This window comes from Pseudomonas sp. BW16M2 (assembly GCF_014268865.1).
Classification (GTDB): Bacteria; Pseudomonadota; Gammaproteobacteria; order Pseudomonadales; family Pseudomonadaceae; genus Aquipseudomonas; species Aquipseudomonas peradeniyensis.
In genome coordinates this window covers 207,929-230,312 of record NZ_JABWRI010000005.1, presented here as the reverse complement: position 1 = coordinate 230,312, position 22,384 = coordinate 207,929, and the positions used below count along the sequence as shown (strand labels likewise).

The window sequence follows — 22,384 nt, the reverse complement described above, 5'->3', positions numbered from 1 at the left end:
GAACGCCATGCGTATCGCTTTCATCGGCCTGGGCAACATGGGCGCACCCATGGCCCGCAACCTGATCAAGGCCGGGCACCAGCTCAACCTGTTCGACCTGAACAAGACCGTGCTGGCCGAACTCGCCGAGCTGGGCGGCCAGGTCAGCACGTCGCCCAAGGACGCCGCCGCCAACAGCGAGCTGGTGATCACCATGCTGCCGGCCGCCGCCCATGTGCGCGGTGTGTACCTGGATGAAGAAACCGGCGTGCTGGCCGGCATCCGCCCCGGCACCCCGACCGTGGACTGCAGCACCATCGACCCGCAGACCGCCCGGGAGGTCTCCAAGGCTGCAGCGGCCAAGGGTATCGACATGGGCGATGCGCCGGTCTCCGGCGGCACCGGCGGCGCGGCGGCCGGCACCCTGACCTTCATGGTCGGTGCCAGCGCCGAGCTGTTCGCCACGCTCCAGCCGGTGCTGGCGCAGATGGGCCGCAATATCGTGCACTGCGGCGAGGTCGGGACCGGCCAGATCGCCAAGATCTGCAACAACCTGCTGCTGGGCATCTCGATGATCGGCGTGTCCGAGGCCATGGCCCTGGGCAATGCGCTGGGCATCGACACCAAGGTGCTGGCCGGCATCATCAACAGCTCCACCGGGCGTTGCTGGAGTTCGGACACCTACAACCCGTGGCCGGGCATCATCGAGACCGCCCCGGCTTCGCGCGGCTACACCGGCGGCTTCGGTGCCGAGCTGATGCTCAAGGACCTGGGACTGGCCACCGAGGCCGCGCGCCAGGCGCACCAGCCGGTGATCCTCGGCGCCGTGGCCCAGCAGCTGTACCAGGCCATGAGCCTGCGCGGCGAAGGCGGCAAGGATTTCTCGGCGATCGTCGAGGGGTACCGCAAGAAGGATTGACGAGCGAGTGGACTTGATCGCGGGCCGGGTGGCCCTTCCCCTTGTAACTGCGCACCTTGGGGAAGGGACATCGGGTTCGCGATTTTTTTTGCCAGCGGTATGGGCGTGGGAGCGGGTCAGGCGAAGACGAAGTACTTGCGCACCGTCTCGACCACTTCCCAGGTCCCCTTCATCCCCGGTTCGATCACGAACACATCCCCTGCTTTCAGGTGCTTCGGCTCCTCGCCCTCTGGGGTGACGATGCAATAGCCGTCGAGGAAATGGCAGTACTCCCACTTCTCGTAGTTGACCTCGAACTTGCCCGGCGTGCAGATCCAGGTGCCCATGATCTTGCTGCCGTCGGCGGACAGGTAGGCATTGAGGTTGACGGTGTGCGGGTCGCCGCCGATGCGCTTCCACTTGGTCGCGTCGACCACCGGGGTCGGGCAGGTTTCGCGCAGGACGGTAATGAAATCGGACATGGCGTGGCTCCAGGCAACAAGTGAGATGACGCGTCACCATAGAGTCATCACCGGACGGGCAGTTGCCTGGGCTCGACGCCCAGCTGTCTGCCCGCGCAATGTCAGGACTCGGGCCTTACAGGTTGTGGACTGTCAGTGGCTCACGCCCACCAGTAACGCACGAAGTGGAAGAATACCGGCGCGGCGAAACACACCGAGTCCATGCGGTCGAGCATGCCGCCGTGGCCTTCGATCATGTGGCCCCAGTCCTTCACCCCACGGTCGCGCTTGATCGCCGACATCACCAGCCCGCCGAAGAAGCCCATGGCATTGACGGTCAGGGCCATCAGCGCCGCCTGCCAGAAGGTGAACGGGGTGATCCAGCACAGCAGTGCACCGACCAGGGTGGCCAGCACCACGCCTCCGGCCAGGCCTTCGACGGTCTTCGATGGCGACAGATTCGGCGCCACCTTGCGCTTGCCGAACAGCTTGCCGCACACGTACTGCAGCACGTCGCTGATCTGCACCACCAGGATCAGCCAGGCGATCAGCAGCAGGTTGCGGCCCTCGTAGCCGGGGATGTCCAGGGTCATCAGCGCCGGCACCGACGACACGCAGTACACCGCGATCATCAGGCCCCACTGCACCTTGGAGGCGCGCTCGAGGAAGCGCGTGGTGTCGCCGCCGAAGCTGGCCAGGATCGGCAGCAACAGGAACAGGTACACCGGGATGAAGATGCTGAACAGCCCGTACCAGTCCATGGCGATCAGCAGGTACTGCACCGGCAGCGCCACATAGAACGCCGCTACCAGCGCCGGGTAGTCGCTGCGTCGGGTCGGGGTGAGGGTCATGAACTCGCGCAGGGCATAGAACGACACGCCGTAGAACAGCACGATCACGCCGTACTTGCCGAACAGGAAGGCGATGCCGATCACCAGCACCATCACCCACCAGGCGTTGATGCGCGCGTTGAGGTTGTCGATCACCGCGTGCGGCGCGGGGCCGGCGCGCCATTTGAGCAGGCGGCCGATCAGGCTGGCGAGTAGCAGCAGGGCGCCGATGCCGGCGAACAGCGACAGGGTGTTGTGATCCATCTCAGGCTTCCTTCGGGGCCAGGTTCAGCAGGGCCTGGCGGGCCCGCTCGAGAAAGGCGTGCTTGCCCTCGTCCGGCTGCAGGTGCAGCGGCTCGCCGAAGCTCAGGGTACACAGCAGTGGCAGCGGCAGGGCGCGACCCTTGGGCATGACCCGGTTGAGGTTGGCGATCCATACCGGCACCAGCTCGACCTGCGGGTTGGCCGAGGCCAGGTGGAACAGACCGCTCTTGAACGCCAGCAACGGGTCTTCGGTCAGGTTGCGCGTGCCCTCCGGGAAGAAGATCAGCGAGTCGCCCTGGGCGAAGGCATCGAGTACCGGTTGCAGCGGGTTGCCCTCGCTTGCGCCGTGCTGGCGGTCGATCAGCACGCCGTTGAACACCTGTCGGATCAGGAAGTCGCGGATGCCCGGCTTGCACCAGTAGTCGGCGCCCGCCACGGGGCGGGTACGGCGGCGCAGCGGCTCGGGCAGCGCCGCCCACAGCAGCACGAAATCGCCATGGCTGCTGTGGTTGGCGAAGTACAGGCGCTGCACCGGTTGCGGCGTGCAGCCCAGCCACAAGGCGCGGGCGCCGGTGATCAGGCGGGCGGCGGAGGTGATGACGAAGGCAGTCAGGCTGGCGAGCATGGCATTGGTCTTATCCGGTGAAGGGGAGGGTCAGCATTAATGCGGCCTGCAGGGCCAGGCACAGGGCCTGGCGCCGCAGCAGGGCCAGGGCGGCTCGGCTGCGGGTCGGCCAGTCGCGCGGGTCGCTGGCCGCAGGCTTGAGGCGCAGGTCGAACAGGGCGTGGTCCAGGGCCTGGGTGTCGGCGGGCAGGTCGCTGCTGGCGGCGAGGCGGGCGAACAGGTCGGCATCCAGGGCGACGCGCAGGGCCCAATACTTGTGGGCAAGGCCGAGCAGCAGCAACAGGCCACAGAGCAGATGGGACAGCGGCGCCAATGGCAGGCCGAGCAGCGGTGCCAAGGTGCAGGCCAGGGCCAGCAGGGTCAGGCCGTCCGACAGGCGCTCCAGCTGGCGGCCACGGGCGAGCAGGCTGGCGACGAGCAACAGCCTCATGGCTGGGCCTCCAGGTGATGCAGTGCCAGGCGGTGGGCTGGGTGCAGGACCACGCCGGGACGCGCCTGGCGAATCAGCGCTTCGGCCTGTTCGGCACTGGCACAGCGGCCGCTGAGCAGCAGCCAGGCGGCGACGGCGCTGGCGCTGCGGGAGTAACCCAAGGCGCAGCAGACCAGCACCGGGCCTTGTTGATGGCGGTGTTCGATGGCCTTGGCGGCCTGTTGCAGGATTTCCCGGTCTGGGGCAATCAGGTCCAGGGTCGGCAGGCTCTGGTAGTCCTGCGGTGTTTTCAGCGCCTTCATCGCGGGGCAAGCCGCGTTGTGGGAGCGGGCTTGCCCCGCGATGCTCTGGTGAGGGACAGCAAGACAGGGCAGCTCCGCGCTCAGGTCGACAATCGCCGCGAACGCAGACGCTTCAGTGCGCCCCGGCACTCTGCCGAGATACACGCTATCGGCCACCTCATCCGCCTGCGGATGCCGCCAGGTCCATAGCCGAGAATTGACCCACGCGCCCAGCAGATACGGCGCCAGCAGCCAGGTGGCGGCCACGGACAGCCGCCCGTCGGCGCCTTTCTGGAATCCTGCGGCGCCGAACAGGGCATAGTTCAGCGCCACCAGCAGCATCGACAGCGCCGGCCACAGCAACCACAACCCGCCACCGCCAAGCTTCATCGCCAACAGCGCCAGCACGGCCGCCCCCAGGCCATAACGCAGCGCCAGGCGCCAACGTTTCGGATCCTGCGCAAGACGTGCCTGTCGCCAGGGCAACGGACCGCTGTGCGGCCACAGCCACAGGCAGATCAGTCCTGCCAGCGCCCCGGTCGGCACATCGATGAAGTGATGCTGCCAGGTGGTCAGCACCGACAGCCCGATCAGCCCCATCCAGCCATGCACCACCCAGCGCCAGACGGGATGCCGCGTATGCCGGGCGAACATCGTCCAGATGATCACCAGCAACGCGATGTGCAGCGAGGGCGCCTGGTTGTAGGGCTTGTCGAAGCCCATCAGCACATCGAACAGCCAGCCGAACAACCCCGACAGTTCAGGGCGCTCGAAGGTAAAGCGCAGCGGCCAGAGCAGGAAGCTGGCCACGCAGATCAGTTGTGCCGTCAGCAGCGCCAGGGCATGGCGATCCATCTCCGAACGCGAGCGTGGCAGCAGGAACGACAACCCGTACAGCAGGTCGATCGACCAGTACGGGATGATCGTCCAGGGCCACAGCGGCACCTGCCGCTCCCAGGCGAACACCAGGCTGCCGATATCCTCGCGGCCGGCGGTATAGGTATTGGCCAGGCCGTAGCTGAGAAAGAAGAACGGCCCGAGCAGCAACAGCCACAGGATACCGCGACGGACCAGCCCGGCTTCACGGGCCATCAGCGCACCCGCTGCGCCAGGCTGACGCTGAAGATGCCCCACTCGTCGATGCGCTGGGTAATCTTGCGGAACCCTGCCGCTTCAACCAGCTGGTCCATCTCCGCCTGGCTGCGCCGGCGCATCACCCAGGCCTGGCCGCCACGGTGGCTGGTCAGGGCGCGGGCGATCATCTCCAACTGCGGGTGCCAGGGCTGGCCGGTGTAGACCAGGTAGCCGCCGTCCTCGACCGCGTCGGCCAGTCCTGCCAGCGAGTTGCCGACCAGCTCGTTGCTGGGGAACAGTTCGTAGAGGCCCGACACCACCGCCAGTGTCGGATGCGGGCTGAGAGCGGCCAGGCTCTGGCGGTCAAAGGCATCGCCCTGGACGAAACGCGCGATCTCGGCCAGGCCTTTTTCGCTGATCAAGGCGTTGCCCTGTTGCACGTTCAGTTCGCTGTAGTCGCGCAGCAGGATCGAGTCGGGTAATTGCTGCAAGCCTTGCAGCGCTTCGAGGATGTAACGGCCATGGCCGGCGGCGATATCGACGATATTCACCGGGCGCTGCTGTTCACCCAGGCGGGCAATGGCCAGGCGCAGCAGTTCCTCGACGTTCAGCTTGCGCTGGCGGATACCACGCCAGCCGATGGCATCCAGGTAGTTGCGGTCGATCAGTTCGCCCAGCTTGCCCTTGCCGGTCGGGGTGTTGCGGTAGACGTAGTCGAGGGTCGAGCCCGAGTCGAAACCGGTGTCGAAGCCCAGCTTCACCCCTTCGGAAAAGCCTTTGCCCAAGCGCAGGCCGGCGCGGGTGGCACGCCAGTAGAGGTCGCGTGGTGAATGACGCGGCAACGGCGCGGCCAGGCTCTCGGCCTCGGCGCAGCTGGCGCCGCTCTTGTCGGCATCGAGCAGCGAGGGCTGCGCTTGCGGTGCGTCGAAGCAGTGCGCGACGAAGCGCTCGATCCGCGCCAGGGCGTGGGCGCGGTCGCGTTCACCGAGGGTGTCGTGGAAGAAGCCGGGAAGGATGTGCTTCTCTTTGCGTGCGCTGCCCAGGCGGTCGAAGAATTGCTCCTGCGGCTTGCGCTCGACCACCAGGTCGGCGCCGGAGATCAGCAACTGCGTCGGCACCTGGATCGCCTGGGCATCGGCGACCACGCGGTCGGCGGCGTCGTACAGGCCCAGCAGCATGGTGACGGAGATGGGCCGGCTGATCAGCGGGTCGGCGACATAGGACATGACCCGCTCCGGGTCATGGGTCAGCAGGCGCGGCTTGACGTAGCTGTTGACGAAGAAGTTGCCGCGCAGGGTCTTCATCAGCTTCAGCCCGGGGCGGGCGAAGGGTACGTAGAGTTTGACCTTGAAGGCCGGCGAGGCGAGCACCAGGCAACGTACCCTGGGCGCATAGTCGTGGGCCCAGGTGGCGATCAGTACCGCGCCGACGCTCTGTGCCAGCACCACCATGTCGGCCTCGGCGATGCCGTGCTGCGCCTGGATGTGCTCGATGAAGGTCTGCACGTCGCGCACGCTGGTGGCAAAGCCCGGGCTGTCGCCGCGAGCCCCGGGCGACTGCCCATGGCCACGGGCGTCCCAGGCGAAGAAGTCGTAGCCGGGCATGTCCAGTTCATCGGCCAGGTGGGCCATGCGCCCGCCGTGCTCGTGGCCGCGGTGGAACATCACCACGGCCCGGCGCGGTTGGTGTTCGTTGCGTGTGGCGGGCCAATGGCGATAGTGCAGCTCGACGCCGTCATGGGTGCAGAAGTGCAGCGATTGCGCTTGGCGCATGGCGAATATCCTTGTCCGGCAGCGAGGGGCTCAGCGGGTCTCGGCCAGGCCGTGGCGAACCCGGTTGTAGAGGGTATAGAGCGAGAGCAGCAGGATCACCAGCAGCAGGCCGTTGATCCAGGTCGCGCCCAGCAGCCCGAACCCCACGCCGGTACCCAGCACGCCGAAGGCGAAGGCCCGGTCGCTCTTGCCCATCGGCCCGTCGTAGCGGCGTGATGCGCCGGCCAGCGGGCCCATCACCCCGGCGTATTCGCTGATCACCGCGAACACTACCACCAGTACCACCAGTGTCGGCGAAACGCCTGGCAGCAGGGCGAAGGGCAGGTAGAGGGCGGAGTCGGCGATCACGTCGCATAGTTCATTGAGGTAGGCGCCGAGCTTCGACTGCTGGCCAAACTCCCGGGCCAGCATGCCGTCGACCGCGTTCAGCGCCATGCGCAGCAGCATCCATACCGGGATCAGCAGGAACAGCCAGGTGACCTGGGGCAGCCAGGCCAGCAGCAGGCCCAGCAGGACGGAAACCGCGGCAGCGGTGACCGTGACCTGGTTGGCGGTGACGCCGCGGTCGAACAGGCGCTGGACGGCAGGGCGCAGCAACGCCTGGAAGCGGGGTTTGAGCTGGTAGATCGATGGCACGTTGAATTCCCTGTCGTGGTGCGGCATGGACGCGATTGTGGGGAATCAGGCGGGGGGGCGGCAAGGGGAGCGTAGTGGAGTTGTGAGGAGGGCGAGGTAATCGAGGTGGCCTTTGCCGGCCTTGATCGCGGGGCAAGCCCGCACCCACACTGTTCCCCGCGAAGGCAGGGTTGTGCAATAGGCAGGATAATCTCCTACAGATTTGGCGCAATCGTTGTAGGAGCGGGCTTGCCCCGCGAGGGGCCGCACAGCGCGTTTCGGTACTCGGCTGTAGTTCATTTCCGAAACTTGTTTCACTGCCGCCTGGCACATTGCGAGGGGGCGGCTGAACGTTCTAGTTTCGCGGTTCACCGACCGGAAACGCTGCCCGGCAGATGCCCAACCATGGCAGCTCGACAAAGCGAGAGAGCCGATGAACCTGCTTGTTGTCCTGCACAAGTCCCGTGAGACATATTACGGCGTCACCATTCCCGATGTACCTGGCTGTTTTTCCGCAGGCGCCACGGTCCCCCAGGCACTGGAGAACGTTCAGGAGGCGCTGGCGCTGCATTATGAAGGGCTGGTGGCCGATGGCGCGCCCCTGCCGCAGGTGCAGGAAATGGATGTGCATGTGGACAACCCAGAGTATGCAGGCGGCCTCTGGGCGTTGGTGGACTTCGACGCAACGCCGTACCTGGGAACGGCGGTACGTTTCAGTGCGACGTTGCCCAGGAACCTGTTGCAACGAATCGACGACAGGGTGAAGCAGGACAATCGCTACGCTTCACGCTCCGCATTCCTGGCTTCGGCGGCGCTGCGCGAACTGGCTGAGGTGTACTGAGCCTGCGCGCCCCGGTCATATTCAGACAGGCTCGGCCAAGCGATCGACCAGCATCGCGGCGTACCCCGGCAATGCGCTGAAATCCCGCGAACAGAGGAGCAAGTGGCGATTGGCCCAGTCCTCTTGCAGGGCAACCCAACGCAGCGGCAGGACGCCTTCCCAGCGCCGAACCGAGGCCAGTGGCACCACTGCCACGCCGGCCCCACCCGAGACCATGCGGATCACCCCATCGAACCCTTCCGCCCGAACCCGCACCTGCATGCGCCTTCCCTGACGCAGCGCCTGTTCCTCAAGGTGCAACGCGAGGGCGCTGTTGGCGCCAAGCCCCACATGCCCATGTTCCAGACTCGCGTTGAAACCTGCCTCATCATGGGCGTCCAGCGGATGTCCCCGGGGCATTACCAGCACCAGCGGATCATCGCGAAACGGCCGTGTCTGCAGATGCTCGCAAGGCGCGGCGCTGGAAATGATGCCCAGGTCCGCCATGCCCTGGGTGATCGCCTGGACGATGCCAAGGCTCGGCAACTCCTGGATATCGACACTCACCCCCGGGTGCTCGACCAGATAGCTGGCCAGCAACTCCGGCAGGTACTCGGTCAGTGCTGCCGTGTTGCACAGCAGGCGTACCTGTCCTTGCAGGCCTTGGGCGTACTGACCCAGGTCGTATTGCAGGCGCTCCAACTGCCGGGCAATCAGCCGCGCATGCTGCAGGAGCGCCTGGCCGGCGGGTGTGGGCTGTACACCGCGGCGATTGCGGGTGAGCAGGGGGATGCCCAATGAAGCTTCCATGGCGCGAATGCGGGCACTGGCCGCTGGCAGCGACAGGTGACTGCGTCGGGCACCTTCGGTGATGTTGCCGCTCTCGAGGGTATGCTGGAACAGCTTGAGATCGATCAGGTCGAAATGCATCTGCCTCTGTCCTGGAAAGAGTCTGCCTGAGTATATGGCAGATTTTCAGCGCGCTGGCCGCACGGCAGGATGACGCCATGAATACCTTCCTGGCGTTTTATCAGAGTATCGGGCCCGCAATTTCAATGCTGGTGATCATGACCTTCTTCCTGGCTGGCGCGGTCAAGGGGGTGATCGGCCTGGGGCTGCCTACCATTGCCATGGGCTTGCTGGGCCTGGCTATGTCTCCGGCGCAGGCAGCGGCGCTGCTGATCGTGCCGTCGACCGTGACCAACCTGTGGCAGCTGGCGGCAGGCGGTCACTTGCTGGCGCTGCTGCGGCGCCTGGGAGGGATGTTGTCGATGATCTTCATCGGCACCCTGTTGGGCAGCGCCTGGTCAGGTATCGACAGTGGCCCGTGGGCAGCCCATGGCTTGGGCGCTGCGTTGCTGATCTACGCCCTTTACGGCCTGGCCGGCCCGGGCTTGCGGGTGGCGCCTGAGCGGGAACGCTGGCTGGGCCCCGCCTGTGGGTTGCTGACGGGCGTGGTGACGGCGGCCACCGGGGTGTTCGTGATGCCCGCAGTGCCCTATTTGCAAGGTCTTGGCCTGAGCCGTGAGGAGATGGTCCAGGCATTGGGGCTGTCATTCACCGTCTCGACCCTGGCGCTGGCGGTCGGTCTGGCCGGTCAGGATGCCTTGGGTGGCCAGGCCTTGGGCGCTTCGTTGCTGATGCTGGCGCCCGCCTTGCTGGGCATGTTTGCCGGCCAGTGGCTGCGCGGGCGGATCAGCGCAGCGCTGTTCAAACGCTGCTTTTTCATCGGCCTGGCGCTACTGGGCACGCACTTGTTGATCAGCGGTTAGCAGACGAAGCGCTGAGCATGTCGATCATCTGGATATCAAAGTCGCGCTCCAGGTAATCCATGCGCTTTTCGAAGAACGCGGCCATGTGCGGCAGCGCCGAGTGCACGTCCAGGGCCGCCTTGCTCGCCCAGACCTCGAAGAACACGAACAGGCTCGGGTCTTCCTTGTCGCGCAGCATGTGGTACTCGATGCAGCCCGGCTCCTGGCGGCTGGGTTCGACGTAGGGACGGAACAGTTGTTCGAAGGCTTCGGCCTGTTCCGGGCGGGTCTTGGCTTTGAGGATGAAGGCGTGTTGCTCGCTCATGGGAGATCTCGGTAAGTGAGGAGGGTGAGCAAATTCTAAATCAACAATATGTTTACCATTCGTGATTCGCAGGCAAATGTATTTTGCCCTGAACCCGCTGTTTCCCCGCCCCGTGAGTGCCTAACCTGCCGGCAACTTCACTTACAGGGCTTACCCTCCCATGAAAAAGATCCTCCTGCTCAACGGTAGCAAACGCTTCGCCCACTCCGACGGCCGCCTCAACCAGACCCTGCACGACGCCGCGTTGGGCCACCTGGATCGTGCCGGCTTCGATGTGCGGGAGACCTTCATCGACGGCGGCTACGACGTCCAGGCCGAGGTGGAGAAATTCCTCTGGGCCGACGTGGTGATCTACCAGATGCCCGGTTGGTGGATGGGCGCGCCTTGGACGGTAAAGAAGTACATCGACGAGGTGTTCACCGCCGGCCACGGCAGCCTGTACGCCAACGACGGCCGTACCCGCTCCGATGCCTCGCAGAAGTACGGCAGCGGTGGTCTGGTCCAGGGCAAGCAGTACATGCTGTCGCTGACCTGGAACGCGCCGCAGCAGGCGTTCGATGACCCGAGCGACTTCTTCGAAGGCAAGGGCGTGGATGCGGTGTACTTCCCGTTCCACAAGGCCAACCAGTTCCTCGGCATGAGCGGGTTGCCGACCTTTCTCGCCGTCGATGTGATGAAGCGGCCGGATGTGCCGGCGGCGTTGGCGGCGTACGAGCAGCACCTGGATCGGGTGTTCGGCAAGGCCCATTGAGTCGCGGCCCATCGCGGGGCAAGCCCGCTCCCACGAAGCCTTGGGCCGCGCGATGGACTAACTGCTTGCGCATGCCTGGCCCAGCAGCTATCAATCACGGCATTCTCCAAACAGGTCCTTTCGTGTGAAAACTCGCTCCGAAGAACTCCAGGTCTTCGTCGCCGTCATCGACAGCGGTTCGATCTCCGCCGCCGCCGAGCAGATCGGCCAGACCCCGTCGGCCGTCAGCCGCACCCTGTCGCGGCTGGAGGGCAAGCTGGGCACCACCTTGGTCAACCGCACCACCCGGCGCATGGACCTGACCGAGGAAGGGCGCTTCTTCCTCGAGCGCGCGCGGCTGATCCTCGAGCAGATGGACGACATGGAAGAGCGCCTGTCAATGAACCGCCAGACCCCGTCCGGGCGCTTGCGCATCAACGCCGCTGCGCCGTTCATGCTGCATGCGATCCTACCGTGGATCGGCGAGTTCCGCCGGCAATACCCTGGCATCGAGCTGGAGTTGAACACCGACGACCTGATCATCGACCTGCTGGAGCAGAGCACCGACGTGGCCATCCGCATCGGCGAGCTGTCCGACTCCAGCCTGCATGCCCGCTCGCTGGGCTGCAGCCCGGTGCAGGTCCTCGCCAGCCCCGATTACCTGGCGCAGCACGGCACGCCGCACAGGGTCGAGGATCTCGACCAACATTGCCTGCTCGGCTTCAGCACCCTGGAATCGCTCAACCGCTGGCCGTTGCGCCACGCCCAGGGCGACCATTGGGTGATCCGTCCGCAGCTGCTCGCCTCCAGTGGCGAAACCCTGCGCCAGCTGGCCATCGCTGGTGAAGGCATCGTCAGCCTGTCGCACTTCATGACCCACGAGGACATCCGCGCCGGCCGCCTGCAGGTGCTGCTCGGCGAGCACAACAACGGCTATCGCCAGCCGATCCACGCGGTCTACTACCGCAACACCCAGCTGGCCCTGCGCATCCAGTGTTTCCTCGATTTCATCCAGAAGAAGCTGGCCGCCTACGCCTGCTGAGTTGCCTGAACGCGACAGCGTCTGCCCATCGGCGGCGCGATCCTGCAATGGTGTTTGCTTAGTCGGAGGGCTTCGGCCTTAATGACTGATCAACAAAAACAACACCAAGGAAGTGCGCATGCGTATCGTCATGTTCCAGCCGCTGGCCCTCGGGGTCGCGATCCTGAGCTGTTCCTCCGCCTTTGCCGTGACGCTGGAAGGCGGCGCGGTGGCCGCGCCTGATCAATATGGCGCACAGGTGGCCGCCGATATCCTCAAGAAGGGTGGCAACGCGGTGGACGCCGCCGTCGCCACCGCCTTCACCCTGGCCGTGACCTACCCCGAGGCCGGCAATATCGGCGGCGGCGGCTTCATGACCCTGTTCGTCGATGGCAAACCCTATTTCCTCGACTACCGCGAAGTGGCGCCCAAGGCCGCGACCAAGACCATGTACCTGGACGACAAGGGTGAGGTGATCGAGACCCTCAGCCTGGTCGGCGTACGCGCCGCCGGCGTGCCGGGCACGGTGATGGGGCTGTGGGAGGCGCATCAGAAGTTCGGCAAGCTCAAGTGGAGCGAGCTGCTGACACCGGCCATCGGCTACGCGCAGAACGGCTTCAAGATTGCCCAGAAGCAGTACCAGTACCGCGACGACGCCCAGGGCCTGTTCAAGACCGCCACCAACTTCAACGACTACTTCGGCCACATGAAGGTCGGCGAGCTGTTCAAGCAGCCGGAACTGGCGCAGACCCTCGAGCGCATTGCCGACAAGGGCGTCAGCGAGTTCTACCAGGGCAAGACCGCCGACCTGCTGGTGGCGCAGATGCAGGCTGACAAGGGCCTGATCAGCAAGGACGACCTCAAGGACTACAAGGCCGTGTGGCGCGACCCGATCGCCATCGGCTGGCGCGGCAATGTGGTCTACACCGCGCCGCCGCCAAGCTCCGGCGGTGTCGCCCTGGCCCAGCTGCTGGGCATCAAGGAAGACCGCGCCGCGGACTTCAAGGGCGTCGAGCACAACTCGGCCAAGTACATCCACCTGCTGGCCGAGATCGAGAAACGCGTGTTCGCCGACCGCGCCGACTACCTCGGTGACCCGGCGTTCACCAAGGTCCCGGTCGACCAGCTGGTGGCCAAGGACTACCTGGCCAAGCGCGCCGCCCAGGTCAACCCGGCTGCGATCTCCGAAACCGACAAGGTCAAGCCGGGTCTGGAGCCGCACCAGACCACGCACTTCTCCATCGTCGACAAGCAGGGCAACGCGGTGAGCAACACCTACACCCTCAACCTCGACTACGGCAGTGGCGTGGTGGTCAAGGGCGCGGGCTTCCTGCTCAACGACGAGATGGACGATTTCAGCGCCAAACCGGGGGCGGCCAATGCCTTTGGCGTGGTCGGCGGCGATGCCAACGCCATCGCGCCGGGCAAGCGCATGCTCTCGTCCATGAGCCCGAGCCTGGTGACCCGCGATGGCAAGGTGGCCCTGGTGCTGGGCACGCCGGGTGGTTCGCGGATCTTCACCTCGATCTTCCAGGTGATGAACAACCTGTATGACTACGGCATGCCGCTGGAGAAGGCGGTGGCGGCGCAACGTGTGCATCACCAGTTGCTGCCCAAGGACACGATCTACTTCGACAGCTATGCGCCGCTTACCGGCAAGGTGGCGGACGATCTGAAGAAGATGGGCTACGTGCTGGAAGACCAGGGCTGGGAGATGGGCGATATCCAGGCGATCCGGGTCACCGGGGAGAAGCTGGAGACCGCTTCCGATCCGCGTGGGCGTGGGGTGGGGATGATCGTCAAGTAAGGCTGGGGTGAAATGATCGCGGGGCAAGCCCGCTCCCACGATTGGTGGGAGCGGGCTTGCCCCGCGATGCGTTACAGGGTCAGACGCGGAACTGGCTGACCAGGGTCTGCAGGTGACCACCCAGGCGCGCCAGCTCGACGCTGGAGGCGGCGGTCTCGTCGCTGGCTGCGGCGGTCTGCTCCGACACGTCGCGCACGTTGAGGATGCTGCGGCTGATCTCTTCGGCCACGGCGCTCTGCTGCTCGGCGGCGGCGGCGATCTGCTGGTTCATCGACTGGATGTTCGACACCGTGCGGGTGATGCTCTCCAGCGAGCCACCGGCCTTGCGCGCCAGCTCGACGCTGCTGTCGGTCAGGCTGCGGCTGCCGTTCATCACTTCGGCCACCTGCTGGGTGCCGTGCTGCAGGCTGGCAATCAGGCCTTCGATCTCTTCGGTGGACTGCTGGGTGCGCTGGGCCAGGCCACGGACCTCGTCGGCCACCACGGCGAAGCCACGACCGGCCTCGCCGGCGCGGGCCGCCTCGATGGCGGCGTTGAGCGCCAGCAGGTTGGTCTGCTCGGCCACCGACTTGATCACGTCCATGACGCTGCCGATCTTCTGGCTTTCCTGCTGCAGCAGGGTCATCGCCTCGGTGGAGCGGTGCACTTCGTGGGCCAGGCGTTCGATCTGGCTGATGGCTTCACCGACCACCTTGTCGCCGACACGGGCTTCGTCGTCGGCGTTGGTCGCCGCGTGGGAGGCCTGCTCGGCGTTGCGCGCGACCTCCTGGACGGTGGCGGCCATCTCGTGCATGGCGGTGGCCACCTGGTCGGTCTCGACCTTCTGGCTGTTGGCGCCGGCGCTGGTCTGCTCGGTCACTGCCGACAGCTCCTCGGCGGCGCTGGCGATCTGGGTGACGCCGTCGCGGATGCCGGTGATCAGGTCGCGCAGGGTGGTGCCCATGCGGGCGATGCCCTGCTGCAGGGCGCCCAGTTCGTCGCGACGGGTGACGCGCAGTTCCTGGGTGAGGTCGCCGCTGGCGATGCGGTTGACCACGTCCATGGTCTCGCGCAGCGGGCGGGTGATCTGGCGGGTGATGATGAATGCGGCGAGCACGCCGACCAGCAGCGCCAGCAGGGTGGCGGTGGTCTGCAGGCTGCGGGCCTGGACGCTTTCGTCGTCACGGCGTTCGATCTGGATCTTGTACAGCTCGTCGCTGCGCTTGACGATGTCGGCGCCCTGCACGGTCATTTCAGCACGGGCCACGCCGATGGCGGCGGTGGCGTCGCGGAACTGGCGCACGGCGTCGCGGTAGGCCAGCACGGCGCTTTCGAACTGCTGGATGCGCGAGGCTTCGCCCGGCAGCTGACGCTTGAGGCTGTCGATTTCATTCAGGGCGTTTTCCAGCTGGCGCAGGGCGGCCTGCTCGGCTTCGCTGGTCAGGTCGGCGATGTAGCTACGTACATCCAGGCGCACTTGCACCAGTTGCTGCTTGGCCTTGCTGATCAGCAGGTACTGGGCCAGGCGGCTGGCATCGCTCTCGGAGCTGGACAGCACGGCGCTGCTGATCGCCTCGATGGCGTCATTGGCGCGGGCCGCGGCCTGGTTCATCGATTCACGGGCAGCGAGGGTGGTCTTGTAGCCCTGGCGCATCTTTTCCAGCGAGATCCGGTATTCGCTGATGCTCTGGCCCTGCTCGCGCAGCAGCTTGAGGTTCTCGGGGCTCTTGAAGGTGTTGACCAGGTGCTGCTGCTGGCTGCCGAAGGCGTCGAGCTTGGCCTGGACGTTGGCCGCCGAGGCGTCGTCGCCGTTGGTCAGCATCCACTGCAGGCGGGCCACGCGCAGGTTGGTCAGGTCACTGTTGAGCTGGGTGATGTCGCTCATCCAGTTGCTGCGGTCGATGAGGCTGCCCAGGCTGTTCCAGCCGGTCAGGGCCAGCAGGCCGGTCAGGACCAGGACCAGGCCGAAGCCCAGGCCGAGTTTGAGGTTGACGCTGATATTGGCGAACCAACTGTTCATGCACGCTCTCCCAGAGAATGATTTCGCTCACTTGATCTCAAAAGCTGGGCGTTGTTGTTGTCAGATAGCCCGCAGATTTGTGTAGGACTTATCGGCAAAGCGGGGAGAAGCTGAAACGCTTTTTCAGCAAATTTGTAACTTGTTGAATACGTTTGTGTTTTTGATGTGGTCAATCGCGGGTGCGCCCGCAATGCGCACCTGCAGGCGCGCATTGTGGTGATGGCGATCTCAAAGACTGCGCGCGCTGAAGGTATCGCACTGGTTCACGTCGCCACTGGAAAACCCGGCCTTGAACCAGCGCACGCGCTGTTGCGACGTGCCGTGGGTGAACGAGTCGGGCACCACCCGGCCTTGCCCCTGCTGCTGCAGGCGATCGTCACCGATGGCATTGGCGGCGTTCAGCGCCTCTTCCACATCCCCCGGCTCCAGCCAGTTCAGGCGTTTCTGCGCCTGGTAGGCCCAGACCCCGGCCAGACAGTCGGCCTGCAGTTCCTGGCGCACCAGCAGGCCGTTGTCGCCTTCCATGCGCTGGCCATTGCGGCGCGCGGCGTCGACCTTGGCCGAGACGCCGAGCAGGGTCTGCACGTGGTGGCCGATTTCGTGGGCGATCACGTAGGCCTGGGCGAAATCGCCGGCAGCCTTGAAGCGGGTTTCCATTTCACGGAAGAAGGTCATGTCCAGGTACACGCGCTGATCACCCGGGCAGTAGAACGGCCCGACCGCCGACGAGGCGAAGCCGCAGGCGGAATTGACCTGGCCACTGAACAGCACCAGCTTGGGATCGCGGTACTGCTTGCCGGCCTGGGCGAACAGCGCCTTCCAGGTGTCCTCGGTGTCGCCGAGGATCGAGGCGACGAACTCGGCCTGCTCGTCGTTGGCCGGCGGCGCCTTGCCGTCGACGTTGACCGGAGCGGTCTGCTGCTGCTCCATCTGCCCGGCCAGCTGGCCGAGGATCTGCAACGGGTCCTGCCCGGTGAGCCAGCCGATGCCGACGATCAGCAGGATGGCGCCGAGCCCCAGGCCCTTGCCGCCGCCGAAGCGCATGCCGCCGCCGCCCCCTTCGCCGCGGGCATCGACCACGTTGTCGCTGCGTCGACCTTTTCGCCATTCCATGTAGAGCTCTCCGGTTTGTGAAACATGAAGTCAAAGATTAGTTCAGCGCTGCCCCCGGCGTCGCCTCGGTCGCTGATGCATAACCAAATGGTTATGGCTAAGACCGCTGAATTCAATATTCATCCCGATTGGCCTGCCGGAAACTGCAAGTCCGCCTGCCACGCCCAGGCGTTCGACAATTCCAAGAGAGGAAACCGGCATGCCCGCCCAGGACACCAGCCGCTTCGTGATCCGTGATCGCAACTGGCACCCCAAGGCCTTCACCCCCGACTACAAGACCTCGGTGGCGCGCTCGCCGCGCCAGGCGCTGGTCAGCATCCCGCAGTCGATCAGCGAAAGTACCGGCCCGGACTTTTCCCATCTGCGCTTCGGCGAGCACGACCACGACCTGCTGCTCAACTTCAACCACGGCGGCCTGCCGATCGGCGAGCGCATCATCGTCGCCGGTCGTGTTGTCGACCAGTACGGCAGACCGGTGCCCAACACCCTGGTCGAGATGTGGCAGGCCAATGCCGGCGGCCGCTACCGGCACAAGAACGACCGCTACCTGGCCCCGCTGGACCCGAACTTCGGCGGTGTCGGCCGTTGCCTGACCGACCGCGACGGCTACTACAGCTTCCGCACCATCAAGCCCGGTCCGTACCCATGGCGCAACGGCCCCAACGACTGGCGCCCGGCGCATATCCACTTCTCCATCAGCGGTCCGTCTATCGCCACCAAGCTGATCACCCAGTTGTACTTCGAAGGCGATCCGCTGATTCCGCTGTGCCCGATCGTCAAGTCGATCGCCAACCCCGAGGCGGTCCAGCGGCTGATCGCCAGGCTCGACATGGGCCATGCCAACCCCATGGATTGCCTGGCCTACCGCTTCGACATCGTCCTGCGCGGCCAGCGCCAGACCCACTTCGAAAACCGCTGAGGAGGCCGTCATGGCTATCGAACTGCTGCCGGAAACCCCTTCGCAGACCGCCGGCCCCTACGTGCACATCGGCCTGGCCCTTGAGGCGGCGGGCAACCCGACCCGCGACCAGGAAATCTGGAACCGCCTGGCCAAACCGGACGTCCCCGGTGAGCACATCCTGCTGATCGGCCAGGTGTACGACGGCAACGGCCACCTGGTGCGCGACTCTTTCCTGGAGGTCTGGCAGGCCGATGCCAATGGCCGCTACCAGGATGAGTTCAACCACGAGAATGCCTTCAACAGCTTCGGCCGCACCGCGACCACCTTCGATGCCGGCGAATGGACGCTGCACACGGTCAAGCCGGGTGTGGTGAACAATGCCGCGGGCGTGCCGATGGCGCCGCACATCAACATCAGCCTGTTTGCCCGGGGGATCAACATTCACCTGCATACGCGCCTGTACTTCGATGACGAGGGCGAGGCGAACGCCAGATGCCCGGTGCTCAACCTCATCGAGCAGCCACAGCGGCGCGAGACGCTGATTGCCAGACGTTGCGAGGTGGATGGGAAGACGGCGTATCGGTTCGATATCCGGATTCAGGGGGAAGGGGAGACGGTGTTCTTCGACTTTTGATGGGGTTGGGGCTGCAAAGCAGCCCCTGTGCTTCAGCCTTTTGCAGGTTTCAGGTCAAAAGCATCGCCCTGATACTGGAACAACACGCAATCAGCTGCAGCGGTACAGCCGCTTTCATGCACCAGGTCAGCCGGCAACTTGTAGTAGGAACCCGCCGGATACTCGGTGCGCTTGCCATCGATCACCGCATAGAAAGTTCCACTCAGCACAACCGTCGGTAGCGTCTGGCTGTGCTGATGCAGCCCGTTGTCGGTACCTTTCCTGAACTTCACATAGGCCGAATAAGGCCCCTTGCCGAAGATATCGCCCTCGACATTGGCATAGCTGACGGCGCCTTTGGTATTGGGTACGTCCTGCCACTTCAACGCCGCGCTGTCAGTGACCGAAATGGTTTTTTCCGCTGCATGGACGCCGACGGCCAAGGTGCCGAGCATCAAGCCCGCAATGACTGCTTTCATGGTGGATCTCCTTCATTGAATGACTGTGCAATGAAGGCTAATCAAACAGCCAGCGCACAAATACGTGCAAAGCTGGCCATAACTTGTGCTCGAATTGCACAAATCACCATCTGGTTTGCGCGTAGTAGGCCTGCACGTAACCCACCAATGCCCGCACTTTGGGCGCCAGGTAGCGGCTCTGTGGATAAACCGCGTACAGGCTGCGGGCTGGCAGACTCCAGTCCTCCAGCACCGACACCAGCCGCCCGTCCTGCAGCGCATCGTGCACGATAAAACGGTCGAAGCTGGCGATGCCCAGGCCACCGATGGCGGCGGCGCGCAGGGCCATGGGTGAATTGGCGCTCAGGCGTCGGGGCATGAGGATGTCGCGCTGTTCCCCGCAGGCGCCGGTGAGTTGCAGGCGTTGCGGGTGCAGCAGCTGGCTGTAGCCGAGCAGGGCATGGCTGGCCAGTTCATCGGGGTCGGACGGGACGCCATGGCGCTCGAAGTACCCCGGGGCGGCCACCAGCAACACCTCGCTGCTCGCCAGCCGGCGTGCCACCAGGCTGGAGTCCGGCAGGTGGTCGGTGACCCGCAGGCACACATCGATTTCCTCCTCCAGCAGGTCGACGAAGCGATCGCTGCAGTGCAGTTCGATCTGCAGCAGCGGGTGGCGCTCGACGAAGTCCGGCAACCAGTGTCCCAGCTCCAGCTCGCCGAACGCCGTGGCCACGCCCAGGCGCAGCGTGCCGCTGGGCTGTTGCTGATGTTCGGAGAGCTCGAGGGTCATGGCCTGCATCTGCTCGAGGATCTGCACGCAGTGGCGATAGAAGAGTGCGCCGGCCTCGGTCAGGTGCAGGCGGCGGGTGGTGCGGGTGAGCAACTGCGTGCCGAGGTGGCGTTCGAGTTGCTTCACCTGGCGTGACAGTACGGTGTGCGACACGCCCGCCTGGCTGGCGGCGGCGCTGAAGCTGCCGAGGTCGACGACCCGGCGGAAGGTTTGCATGGCACTAAGCTGGTCCATCAACACTCCTGGCTGCGTGCGGTGGGGCCGGGGAGGCCCCACTGCAGCGCGGATCAGCGCCGAACCAGCAGCACCCCGCTTTCCATGTGATGGGTGTACGGGAACTGGTCGAACAGCGCACAGCGTTCGATACGGTGGGTATCTTGCAGCTGGGCGATGTTCTGCGCCAGGGTTTCCGGGTTGCACGAGATGTACAGGATGCGCTCGAAGCGGCGGGTCAGCTCGCAGGTGTCCGGGTCCATGCCAGCGCGTGGCGGGTCGACGAACACGGTGCCGAAGTCGTAGCTTTTCAGGTCGATGCCTTCCAGGCGGCGGAACGGGCGGACCTCGTTCAGCGCCTGGGTCAGCTCCTCGGCCGACAGGCGCACCAGGCGCACGTTGTCCACGCCGTTCTCGTCGAGGTTGTGCAGGGCGGCGTTGACCGAGGTCTTGCTGATCTCGGTGGCCAGCACCTGGCGCGCGCGGGTCGCCAGCGGCAGGGTGAAGTTGCCGTTGCCGCAGTACAGCTCCAGCAGGTCGTCCTGGCGCTCGCCCATGGCCTCGAAGGCCCAGCCGAGCATCTTCTGGTTCACCGCGCCGTTGGGCTGGGTGAAGGCGCCTTCGGGCTGGCGATAGCTGAAGGTGTGCCCGGCGATGTCGAGTTTTTCCACGGCGTAGTCGCGGCCGATCACCACGCGCTTGCCCTTGGAACGGCCGATCACGCTGACGTTCAGGTCGCTGGCCAGTTGCTGCGCGGCCGCTTCCCAGGCTTCGTCCAGCGGACGGTGATAGCACAGGGTGACCATCGCGTCACCGGCCAGGGTGGTGAGGAACTCGACCTGGAACAGGCGATTGTCGAGTGCTTCGTTGCCCTGCCAGGCGGCCTTCAGGCGTGGCATCAGTTCATTGATGCGTTCGCTGGCGATGGGGAAGTCGTCGATCAGGATCGCCTTGTGCTTCTCGCCCGGGGCGAACATCGCGTAGTGACGTTGACCGCCTTCGCGCCACAGACGGAACTCGGCGCGCAGGCGATAGTGCTCGCGCGGCGAGTCGAACAGCGCCGGCTCCGGCGCGCCAAACGGTGCCAGCAGCTCGCGCAGACGGGCGGCCTTGGCCGCCAGCTGCGCGTCGTATTGGGAAGGATCCAGGACAGCACTCATGCGGGGAACCAGCCCAGCTTGATGACGAACAGGATCGACAGGATCACCAGCGCCGGGTTCAGGTCACGGTGACGGCCGGAGATCAGTTTGATGGCGGTCCAGGCGATGAAGCCGAAGGCGATGCCGTTGGCGATCGAGTAGGTCAGCGGCATGGCCAGGGCGGTCACCACCACCGGCGCGGCTTCGGTGACGTCGTCCCAGTTGATCTCGGCCAGGCCCGAGGCCATCAGCACGGCGACGAACAGCAGGGCCGGCGCGGTGGCGAAGGCCGGCACGCTGCCGGCCAGCGGGGCGAAGAACAGCGCCAGCAGGAACAGCACGGCGACCACGATGGCGGTCAGGCCGGTGCGCCCGCCCGCGCTCACGCCCGCCGCCGACTCGATGTAGCTGGTGGTGGTCGAGGTGCCCAGCAGGGAACCGGCCATGGCGGCGGTACTGTCGGCGATCAGGGCGCGGCCCATCTTCGGCATGTGGCCGTCCTTGCCCATCAGGCCGGCGCGCTTGGCCACGCCGATCAGGGTGCCGGAGTTGTCGAACAGGTCGACGAACAGGAAGGCGAAGATCACGCTGATCAGGCCGACGTCGAGGGCGCCGGCGATGTCCAGCTGCAGGAAGGTCGGGGCCAGCGACGGCGGCATCGAGACCACGCCGCCGAACGGGGTGACGCCCATCGCGATCGAGGCCACGGTCACCGCCAGGATGCCGATCAGCACCGCGCCGCGGACCTTCAGCGACTCGAGGGCGACAATCAGGAAGAAGCCCAGGGTGGCGAGGATCGGCGCTGGTTTGCTGAGGTCGCCCAGGCCCACCAGGGTGGCCGGGTTATCGACGACGATACCTGCGTTATGCAGGGCGATCAGCGCCAGGAACAGGCCGATGCCGGCTGCGATGGCCGAGCGCAACGGCAGCGGGATGCTGTTCACGATCCACTCGCGGATGCGGAAGATCGACAGCAGGAAGAACAGCACCGCCGAGAGGAACACCGCGCCCAGCGCCACCTGCCAGGTGTGGCCCATGTGCAGGACCACGGTGTAGGTGAAGAAGGCGTTCAGGCCCATGCCCGGCGCCAGGGCGATCGGGTAGTTGGCGATGATGCCCATGGTCACCGAGCCGATGGCCGCGGCCAGGCACGTGGCGACGAACAGCGCGCCCTTGTCCATGCCGGTCTCGCCGAGGATGCTCGGGTTGACGAACAGGATGTAGGCCATGGCCAGGAAGGTGGTGACGCCCGCGAGAATCTCGGTGCGCACATTGGTGTCGTGTGCTTTTAGTTGAAACAGCCTTTCCAGCATGCCTGCTCCCCGGGCGCCCTCGCGCCGTGAATGTATCGACCCCAACAGCAAAGCACAGACCGTACCGGATACCGTGCTTTTGTGTGGGGCGGAAAAAAGCCGCGCATCATACCAGCATGGATGGCGGGGGCCTATGGCCATTGGGGAGAGGGTTTTCTCCAG

The 22,384-nt window shown here is 65.4% G+C and carries 23 protein-coding genes; 8 read left to right on the top strand and 15 right to left on the bottom strand.

Going from position 1 to position 22,384, the window contains the following annotated elements:
* Positions 1 to 7: 7 nt before the first annotated feature.
* Positions 8 to 898 carry a 3-hydroxyisobutyrate dehydrogenase gene (mmsB, locus tag HU735_RS07580; RefSeq protein ID WP_050706942.1) on the top strand — a complete coding sequence of 297 codons (891 nt, stop codon included), beginning with the start codon at positions 8 to 10 and terminating at the stop codon, positions 896 to 898.
* A gap of 116 nt (positions 899 to 1,014) precedes the next feature.
* Here mmsB and HU735_RS07575 read toward each other — a convergent pair whose 3' ends face one another.
* The 7 genes from HU735_RS07575 to HU735_RS07545 all read right to left on the bottom strand — a co-directional run bounded on the left by HU735_RS07575 (position 1,015) and on the right by HU735_RS07545 (position 7,250).
* Positions 1,015 to 1,359 (bottom strand): cupin domain-containing protein, encoded by a 345-nt coding sequence (locus HU735_RS07575; protein WP_023631693.1) that lies wholly within the window; start codon positions 1,357 to 1,359, stop codon positions 1,015 to 1,017.
* Between the two features lie 140 nt (positions 1,360 to 1,499).
* Positions 1,500 to 2,432, bottom strand: coding sequence for a phosphatidate cytidylyltransferase (locus HU735_RS07570; protein ID WP_186713004.1), 933 nt, complete (start codon positions 2,430 to 2,432; stop codon positions 1,500 to 1,502).
* Between the two features lies 1 nt (position 2,433).
* A complete protein-coding gene (locus HU735_RS07565) occupies positions 2,434 to 3,057 on the bottom strand; it encodes a lysophospholipid acyltransferase family protein (protein WP_186713003.1) in 624 nt (207 codons plus the stop codon).
* A 10-nt stretch (positions 3,058 to 3,067) separates the two neighbouring features.
* Positions 3,068 to 3,487, bottom strand: coding sequence for a hypothetical protein (locus tag HU735_RS07560; protein ID WP_186713002.1), 420 nt, complete (start codon positions 3,485 to 3,487; stop codon positions 3,068 to 3,070).
* The gene (locus tag HU735_RS07555; RefSeq protein WP_186713001.1) at positions 3,484 to 4,860 is read right to left on the bottom strand and encodes a phosphatase PAP2/dual specificity phosphatase family protein; all 1,377 of its coding nucleotides are present in this window, start codon (positions 4,858 to 4,860) and stop codon (positions 3,484 to 3,486) included. Before HU735_RS07555 ends, HU735_RS07560 begins: the two co-directional genes overlap by 4 nt.
* Positions 4,860 to 6,614: a bifunctional alpha/beta hydrolase/class I SAM-dependent methyltransferase gene (locus tag HU735_RS07550; RefSeq protein WP_186713000.1), complete on the bottom strand. Its 1,755-nt coding sequence runs from the start codon at positions 6,612 to 6,614 to the stop codon at positions 4,860 to 4,862. Before HU735_RS07550 ends, HU735_RS07555 begins: the two co-directional genes overlap by 1 nt.
* 30 nt (positions 6,615 to 6,644) lie before the next feature.
* Positions 6,645 to 7,250, bottom strand: a complete 606-nt coding sequence (locus HU735_RS07545; protein WP_186712999.1) for a CDP-alcohol phosphatidyltransferase family protein — start codon at positions 7,248 to 7,250, stop codon at positions 6,645 to 6,647.
* A gap of 412 nt (positions 7,251 to 7,662) precedes the next feature.
* Here HU735_RS07545 and HU735_RS07540 point away from each other — a divergent pair, with 412 nt between their 5' ends.
* Positions 7,663 to 8,070, top strand: coding sequence for a type II toxin-antitoxin system HicB family antitoxin (locus HU735_RS07540; protein ID WP_186712998.1), 408 nt, complete (start codon positions 7,663 to 7,665; stop codon positions 8,068 to 8,070).
* A gap of 21 nt (positions 8,071 to 8,091) precedes the next feature.
* On the opposite strand, the gene HU735_RS07535 is transcribed toward HU735_RS07540, so the two are convergent.
* Positions 8,092 to 8,979, bottom strand: coding sequence for a LysR substrate-binding domain-containing protein (locus HU735_RS07535; RefSeq protein WP_186712997.1), 888 nt, complete (start codon positions 8,977 to 8,979; stop codon positions 8,092 to 8,094).
* 77 nt (positions 8,980 to 9,056) lie between these two features.
* Here HU735_RS07535 and HU735_RS07530 point away from each other — a divergent pair, with 77 nt between their 5' ends.
* Positions 9,057 to 9,821, top strand: coding sequence for a sulfite exporter TauE/SafE family protein (locus HU735_RS07530; RefSeq protein ID WP_186712996.1), 765 nt, complete (start codon positions 9,057 to 9,059; stop codon positions 9,819 to 9,821).
* Here the strand turns inward: HU735_RS07530 and HU735_RS07525 are convergent.
* On the bottom strand, positions 9,811 to 10,125 hold the full coding sequence (locus tag HU735_RS07525; protein WP_186712995.1) for a putative quinol monooxygenase: 315 nt from the start codon (positions 10,123 to 10,125) through the stop codon (positions 9,811 to 9,813). The genes HU735_RS07530 and HU735_RS07525 overlap by 11 nt on opposite strands.
* A gap of 160 nt (positions 10,126 to 10,285) precedes the next feature.
* Here HU735_RS07525 and HU735_RS07520 point away from each other — a divergent pair, with 160 nt between their 5' ends.
* The 3 genes from HU735_RS07520 (at position 10,286) to ggt (ending at position 13,683) form a co-directional block, all read left to right on the top strand.
* On the top strand, positions 10,286 to 10,876 hold the full coding sequence (locus HU735_RS07520; protein WP_186712994.1) for an NAD(P)H-dependent oxidoreductase: 591 nt from the start codon (positions 10,286 to 10,288) through the stop codon (positions 10,874 to 10,876).
* Positions 10,877 to 11,000: 124 nt separating this feature from the next.
* The gene (locus HU735_RS07515) at positions 11,001 to 11,897 is read left to right on the top strand and encodes a LysR substrate-binding domain-containing protein (protein WP_186712993.1); all 897 of its coding nucleotides are present in this window, start codon (positions 11,001 to 11,003) and stop codon (positions 11,895 to 11,897) included.
* A 118-nt stretch (positions 11,898 to 12,015) separates the two neighbouring features.
* The gene (gene ggt, locus HU735_RS07510) at positions 12,016 to 13,683 is read left to right on the top strand and encodes a gamma-glutamyltransferase (protein WP_186712992.1); all 1,668 of its coding nucleotides are present in this window, start codon (positions 12,016 to 12,018) and stop codon (positions 13,681 to 13,683) included.
* A 79-nt stretch (positions 13,684 to 13,762) separates the two neighbouring features.
* On the opposite strand, the gene HU735_RS07505 is transcribed toward ggt, so the two are convergent.
* Positions 13,763 to 15,682 (bottom strand): methyl-accepting chemotaxis protein, encoded by a 1,920-nt coding sequence (locus HU735_RS07505; RefSeq protein ID WP_186712991.1) that lies wholly within the window; start codon positions 15,680 to 15,682, stop codon positions 13,763 to 13,765.
* A gap of 228 nt (positions 15,683 to 15,910) precedes the next feature.
* Entirely contained in the window at positions 15,911 to 16,795 is an 885-nt protein-coding gene (locus HU735_RS07500; protein WP_096049295.1) for a neutral zinc metallopeptidase, read from the bottom strand.
* A 199-nt stretch (positions 16,796 to 16,994) separates the two neighbouring features.
* On the opposite strand from HU735_RS07500, the gene pcaH reads away from it, so the two are divergent.
* Both pcaH and pcaG read left to right on the top strand, forming a co-directional pair.
* Complete coding sequence (gene pcaH / locus HU735_RS07495) at positions 16,995 to 17,714, top strand: protocatechuate 3,4-dioxygenase subunit beta (protein ID WP_186712990.1); 720 nt, start codon at positions 16,995 to 16,997, stop codon at positions 17,712 to 17,714.
* A 10-nt stretch (positions 17,715 to 17,724) separates the two neighbouring features.
* The gene (pcaG, locus tag HU735_RS07490; RefSeq protein WP_186712989.1) at positions 17,725 to 18,330 is read left to right on the top strand and encodes a protocatechuate 3,4-dioxygenase subunit alpha; all 606 of its coding nucleotides are present in this window, start codon (positions 17,725 to 17,727) and stop codon (positions 18,328 to 18,330) included.
* Between the two features lie 32 nt (positions 18,331 to 18,362).
* Here pcaG and HU735_RS07485 read toward each other — a convergent pair whose 3' ends face one another.
* The 4 genes from HU735_RS07485 to HU735_RS07470 all read right to left on the bottom strand — a co-directional run bounded on the left by HU735_RS07485 (position 18,363) and on the right by HU735_RS07470 (position 22,222).
* Positions 18,363 to 18,788 carry a cupin domain-containing protein gene (locus HU735_RS07485; RefSeq protein ID WP_186712988.1) on the bottom strand — a complete coding sequence of 142 codons (426 nt, stop codon included), beginning with the start codon at positions 18,786 to 18,788 and terminating at the stop codon, positions 18,363 to 18,365.
* A 103-nt stretch (positions 18,789 to 18,891) separates the two neighbouring features.
* Positions 18,892 to 19,791, bottom strand: a complete 900-nt coding sequence (locus HU735_RS07480; RefSeq protein WP_186712987.1) for a LysR family transcriptional regulator — start codon at positions 19,789 to 19,791, stop codon at positions 18,892 to 18,894.
* Positions 19,792 to 19,844: 53 nt separating this feature from the next.
* Positions 19,845 to 20,930, bottom strand: a complete 1,086-nt coding sequence (gene trmA, locus HU735_RS07475) for a tRNA (uridine(54)-C5)-methyltransferase TrmA (protein WP_186712986.1) — start codon at positions 20,928 to 20,930, stop codon at positions 19,845 to 19,847.
* Complete coding sequence (locus HU735_RS07470) at positions 20,927 to 22,222, bottom strand: NCS2 family permease (RefSeq protein ID WP_110739369.1); 1,296 nt, start codon at positions 22,220 to 22,222, stop codon at positions 20,927 to 20,929. The genes trmA and HU735_RS07470 overlap by 4 nt, the downstream gene beginning before the upstream one ends.
* Between the last annotated feature and the right edge of the window lie 162 nt (positions 22,223 to 22,384).

Excerpts from the sequence above, each read along its gene's own strand:
- mmsB (WP_050706942.1), top strand. The coding sequence starts at position 8 with ATGCGTATCGCTTTCATCGGCCTGGGCAACATGGGCGCACCCATGGCC.
- pcaG (WP_186712989.1), top strand. The coding sequence starts at position 17,725 with ATGGCTATCGAACTGCTGCCGGAAACCCCTTCGCAGACCGCCGGCCCC.
- HU735_RS07505 (WP_186712991.1), bottom strand. The coding sequence starts at position 15,682 with ATGAACAGTTGGTTCGCCAATATCAGCGTCAACCTCAAACTCGGCCTG.
- pcaH (WP_186712990.1), top strand. The coding sequence starts at position 16,995 with ATGCCCGCCCAGGACACCAGCCGCTTCGTGATCCGTGATCGCAACTGG.
- HU735_RS07555 (WP_186713001.1), bottom strand. The coding sequence starts at position 4,860 with ATGGCCCGTGAAGCCGGGCTGGTCCGTCGCGGTATCCTGTGGCTGTTG.
- HU735_RS07470 (WP_110739369.1), bottom strand. The coding sequence starts at position 22,222 with ATGCTGGAAAGGCTGTTTCAACTAAAAGCACACGACACCAATGTGCGC.
- trmA (WP_186712986.1), bottom strand. The coding sequence starts at position 20,930 with ATGAGTGCTGTCCTGGATCCTTCCCAATACGACGCGCAGCTGGCGGCC.
- HU735_RS07575 (WP_023631693.1), bottom strand. The coding sequence starts at position 1,359 with ATGTCCGATTTCATTACCGTCCTGCGCGAAACCTGCCCGACCCCGGTG.
- ggt (WP_186712992.1), top strand. The coding sequence starts at position 12,016 with ATGCGTATCGTCATGTTCCAGCCGCTGGCCCTCGGGGTCGCGATCCTG.
- HU735_RS07485 (WP_186712988.1), bottom strand. The coding sequence starts at position 18,788 with ATGAAAGCAGTCATTGCGGGCTTGATGCTCGGCACCTTGGCCGTCGGC.
- HU735_RS07500 (WP_096049295.1), bottom strand. The coding sequence starts at position 16,795 with ATGGAATGGCGAAAAGGTCGACGCAGCGACAACGTGGTCGATGCCCGC.
- HU735_RS07480 (WP_186712987.1), bottom strand. The coding sequence starts at position 19,791 with ATGGACCAGCTTAGTGCCATGCAAACCTTCCGCCGGGTCGTCGACCTC.
- HU735_RS07530 (WP_186712996.1), top strand. The coding sequence starts at position 9,057 with ATGAATACCTTCCTGGCGTTTTATCAGAGTATCGGGCCCGCAATTTCA.
- HU735_RS07525 (WP_186712995.1), bottom strand. The coding sequence starts at position 10,125 with ATGAGCGAGCAACACGCCTTCATCCTCAAAGCCAAGACCCGCCCGGAA.
- HU735_RS07540 (WP_186712998.1), top strand. The coding sequence starts at position 7,663 with ATGAACCTGCTTGTTGTCCTGCACAAGTCCCGTGAGACATATTACGGC.
- HU735_RS07570 (WP_186713004.1), bottom strand. The coding sequence starts at position 2,432 with ATGGATCACAACACCCTGTCGCTGTTCGCCGGCATCGGCGCCCTGCTG.
- HU735_RS07550 (WP_186713000.1), bottom strand. The coding sequence starts at position 6,614 with ATGCGCCAAGCGCAATCGCTGCACTTCTGCACCCATGACGGCGTCGAG.
- HU735_RS07560 (WP_186713002.1), bottom strand. The coding sequence starts at position 3,487 with ATGAGGCTGTTGCTCGTCGCCAGCCTGCTCGCCCGTGGCCGCCAGCTG.
- HU735_RS07520 (WP_186712994.1), top strand. The coding sequence starts at position 10,286 with ATGAAAAAGATCCTCCTGCTCAACGGTAGCAAACGCTTCGCCCACTCC.
- HU735_RS07565 (WP_186713003.1), bottom strand. The coding sequence starts at position 3,057 with ATGCTCGCCAGCCTGACTGCCTTCGTCATCACCTCCGCCGCCCGCCTG.
- HU735_RS07535 (WP_186712997.1), bottom strand. The coding sequence starts at position 8,979 with ATGCATTTCGACCTGATCGATCTCAAGCTGTTCCAGCATACCCTCGAG.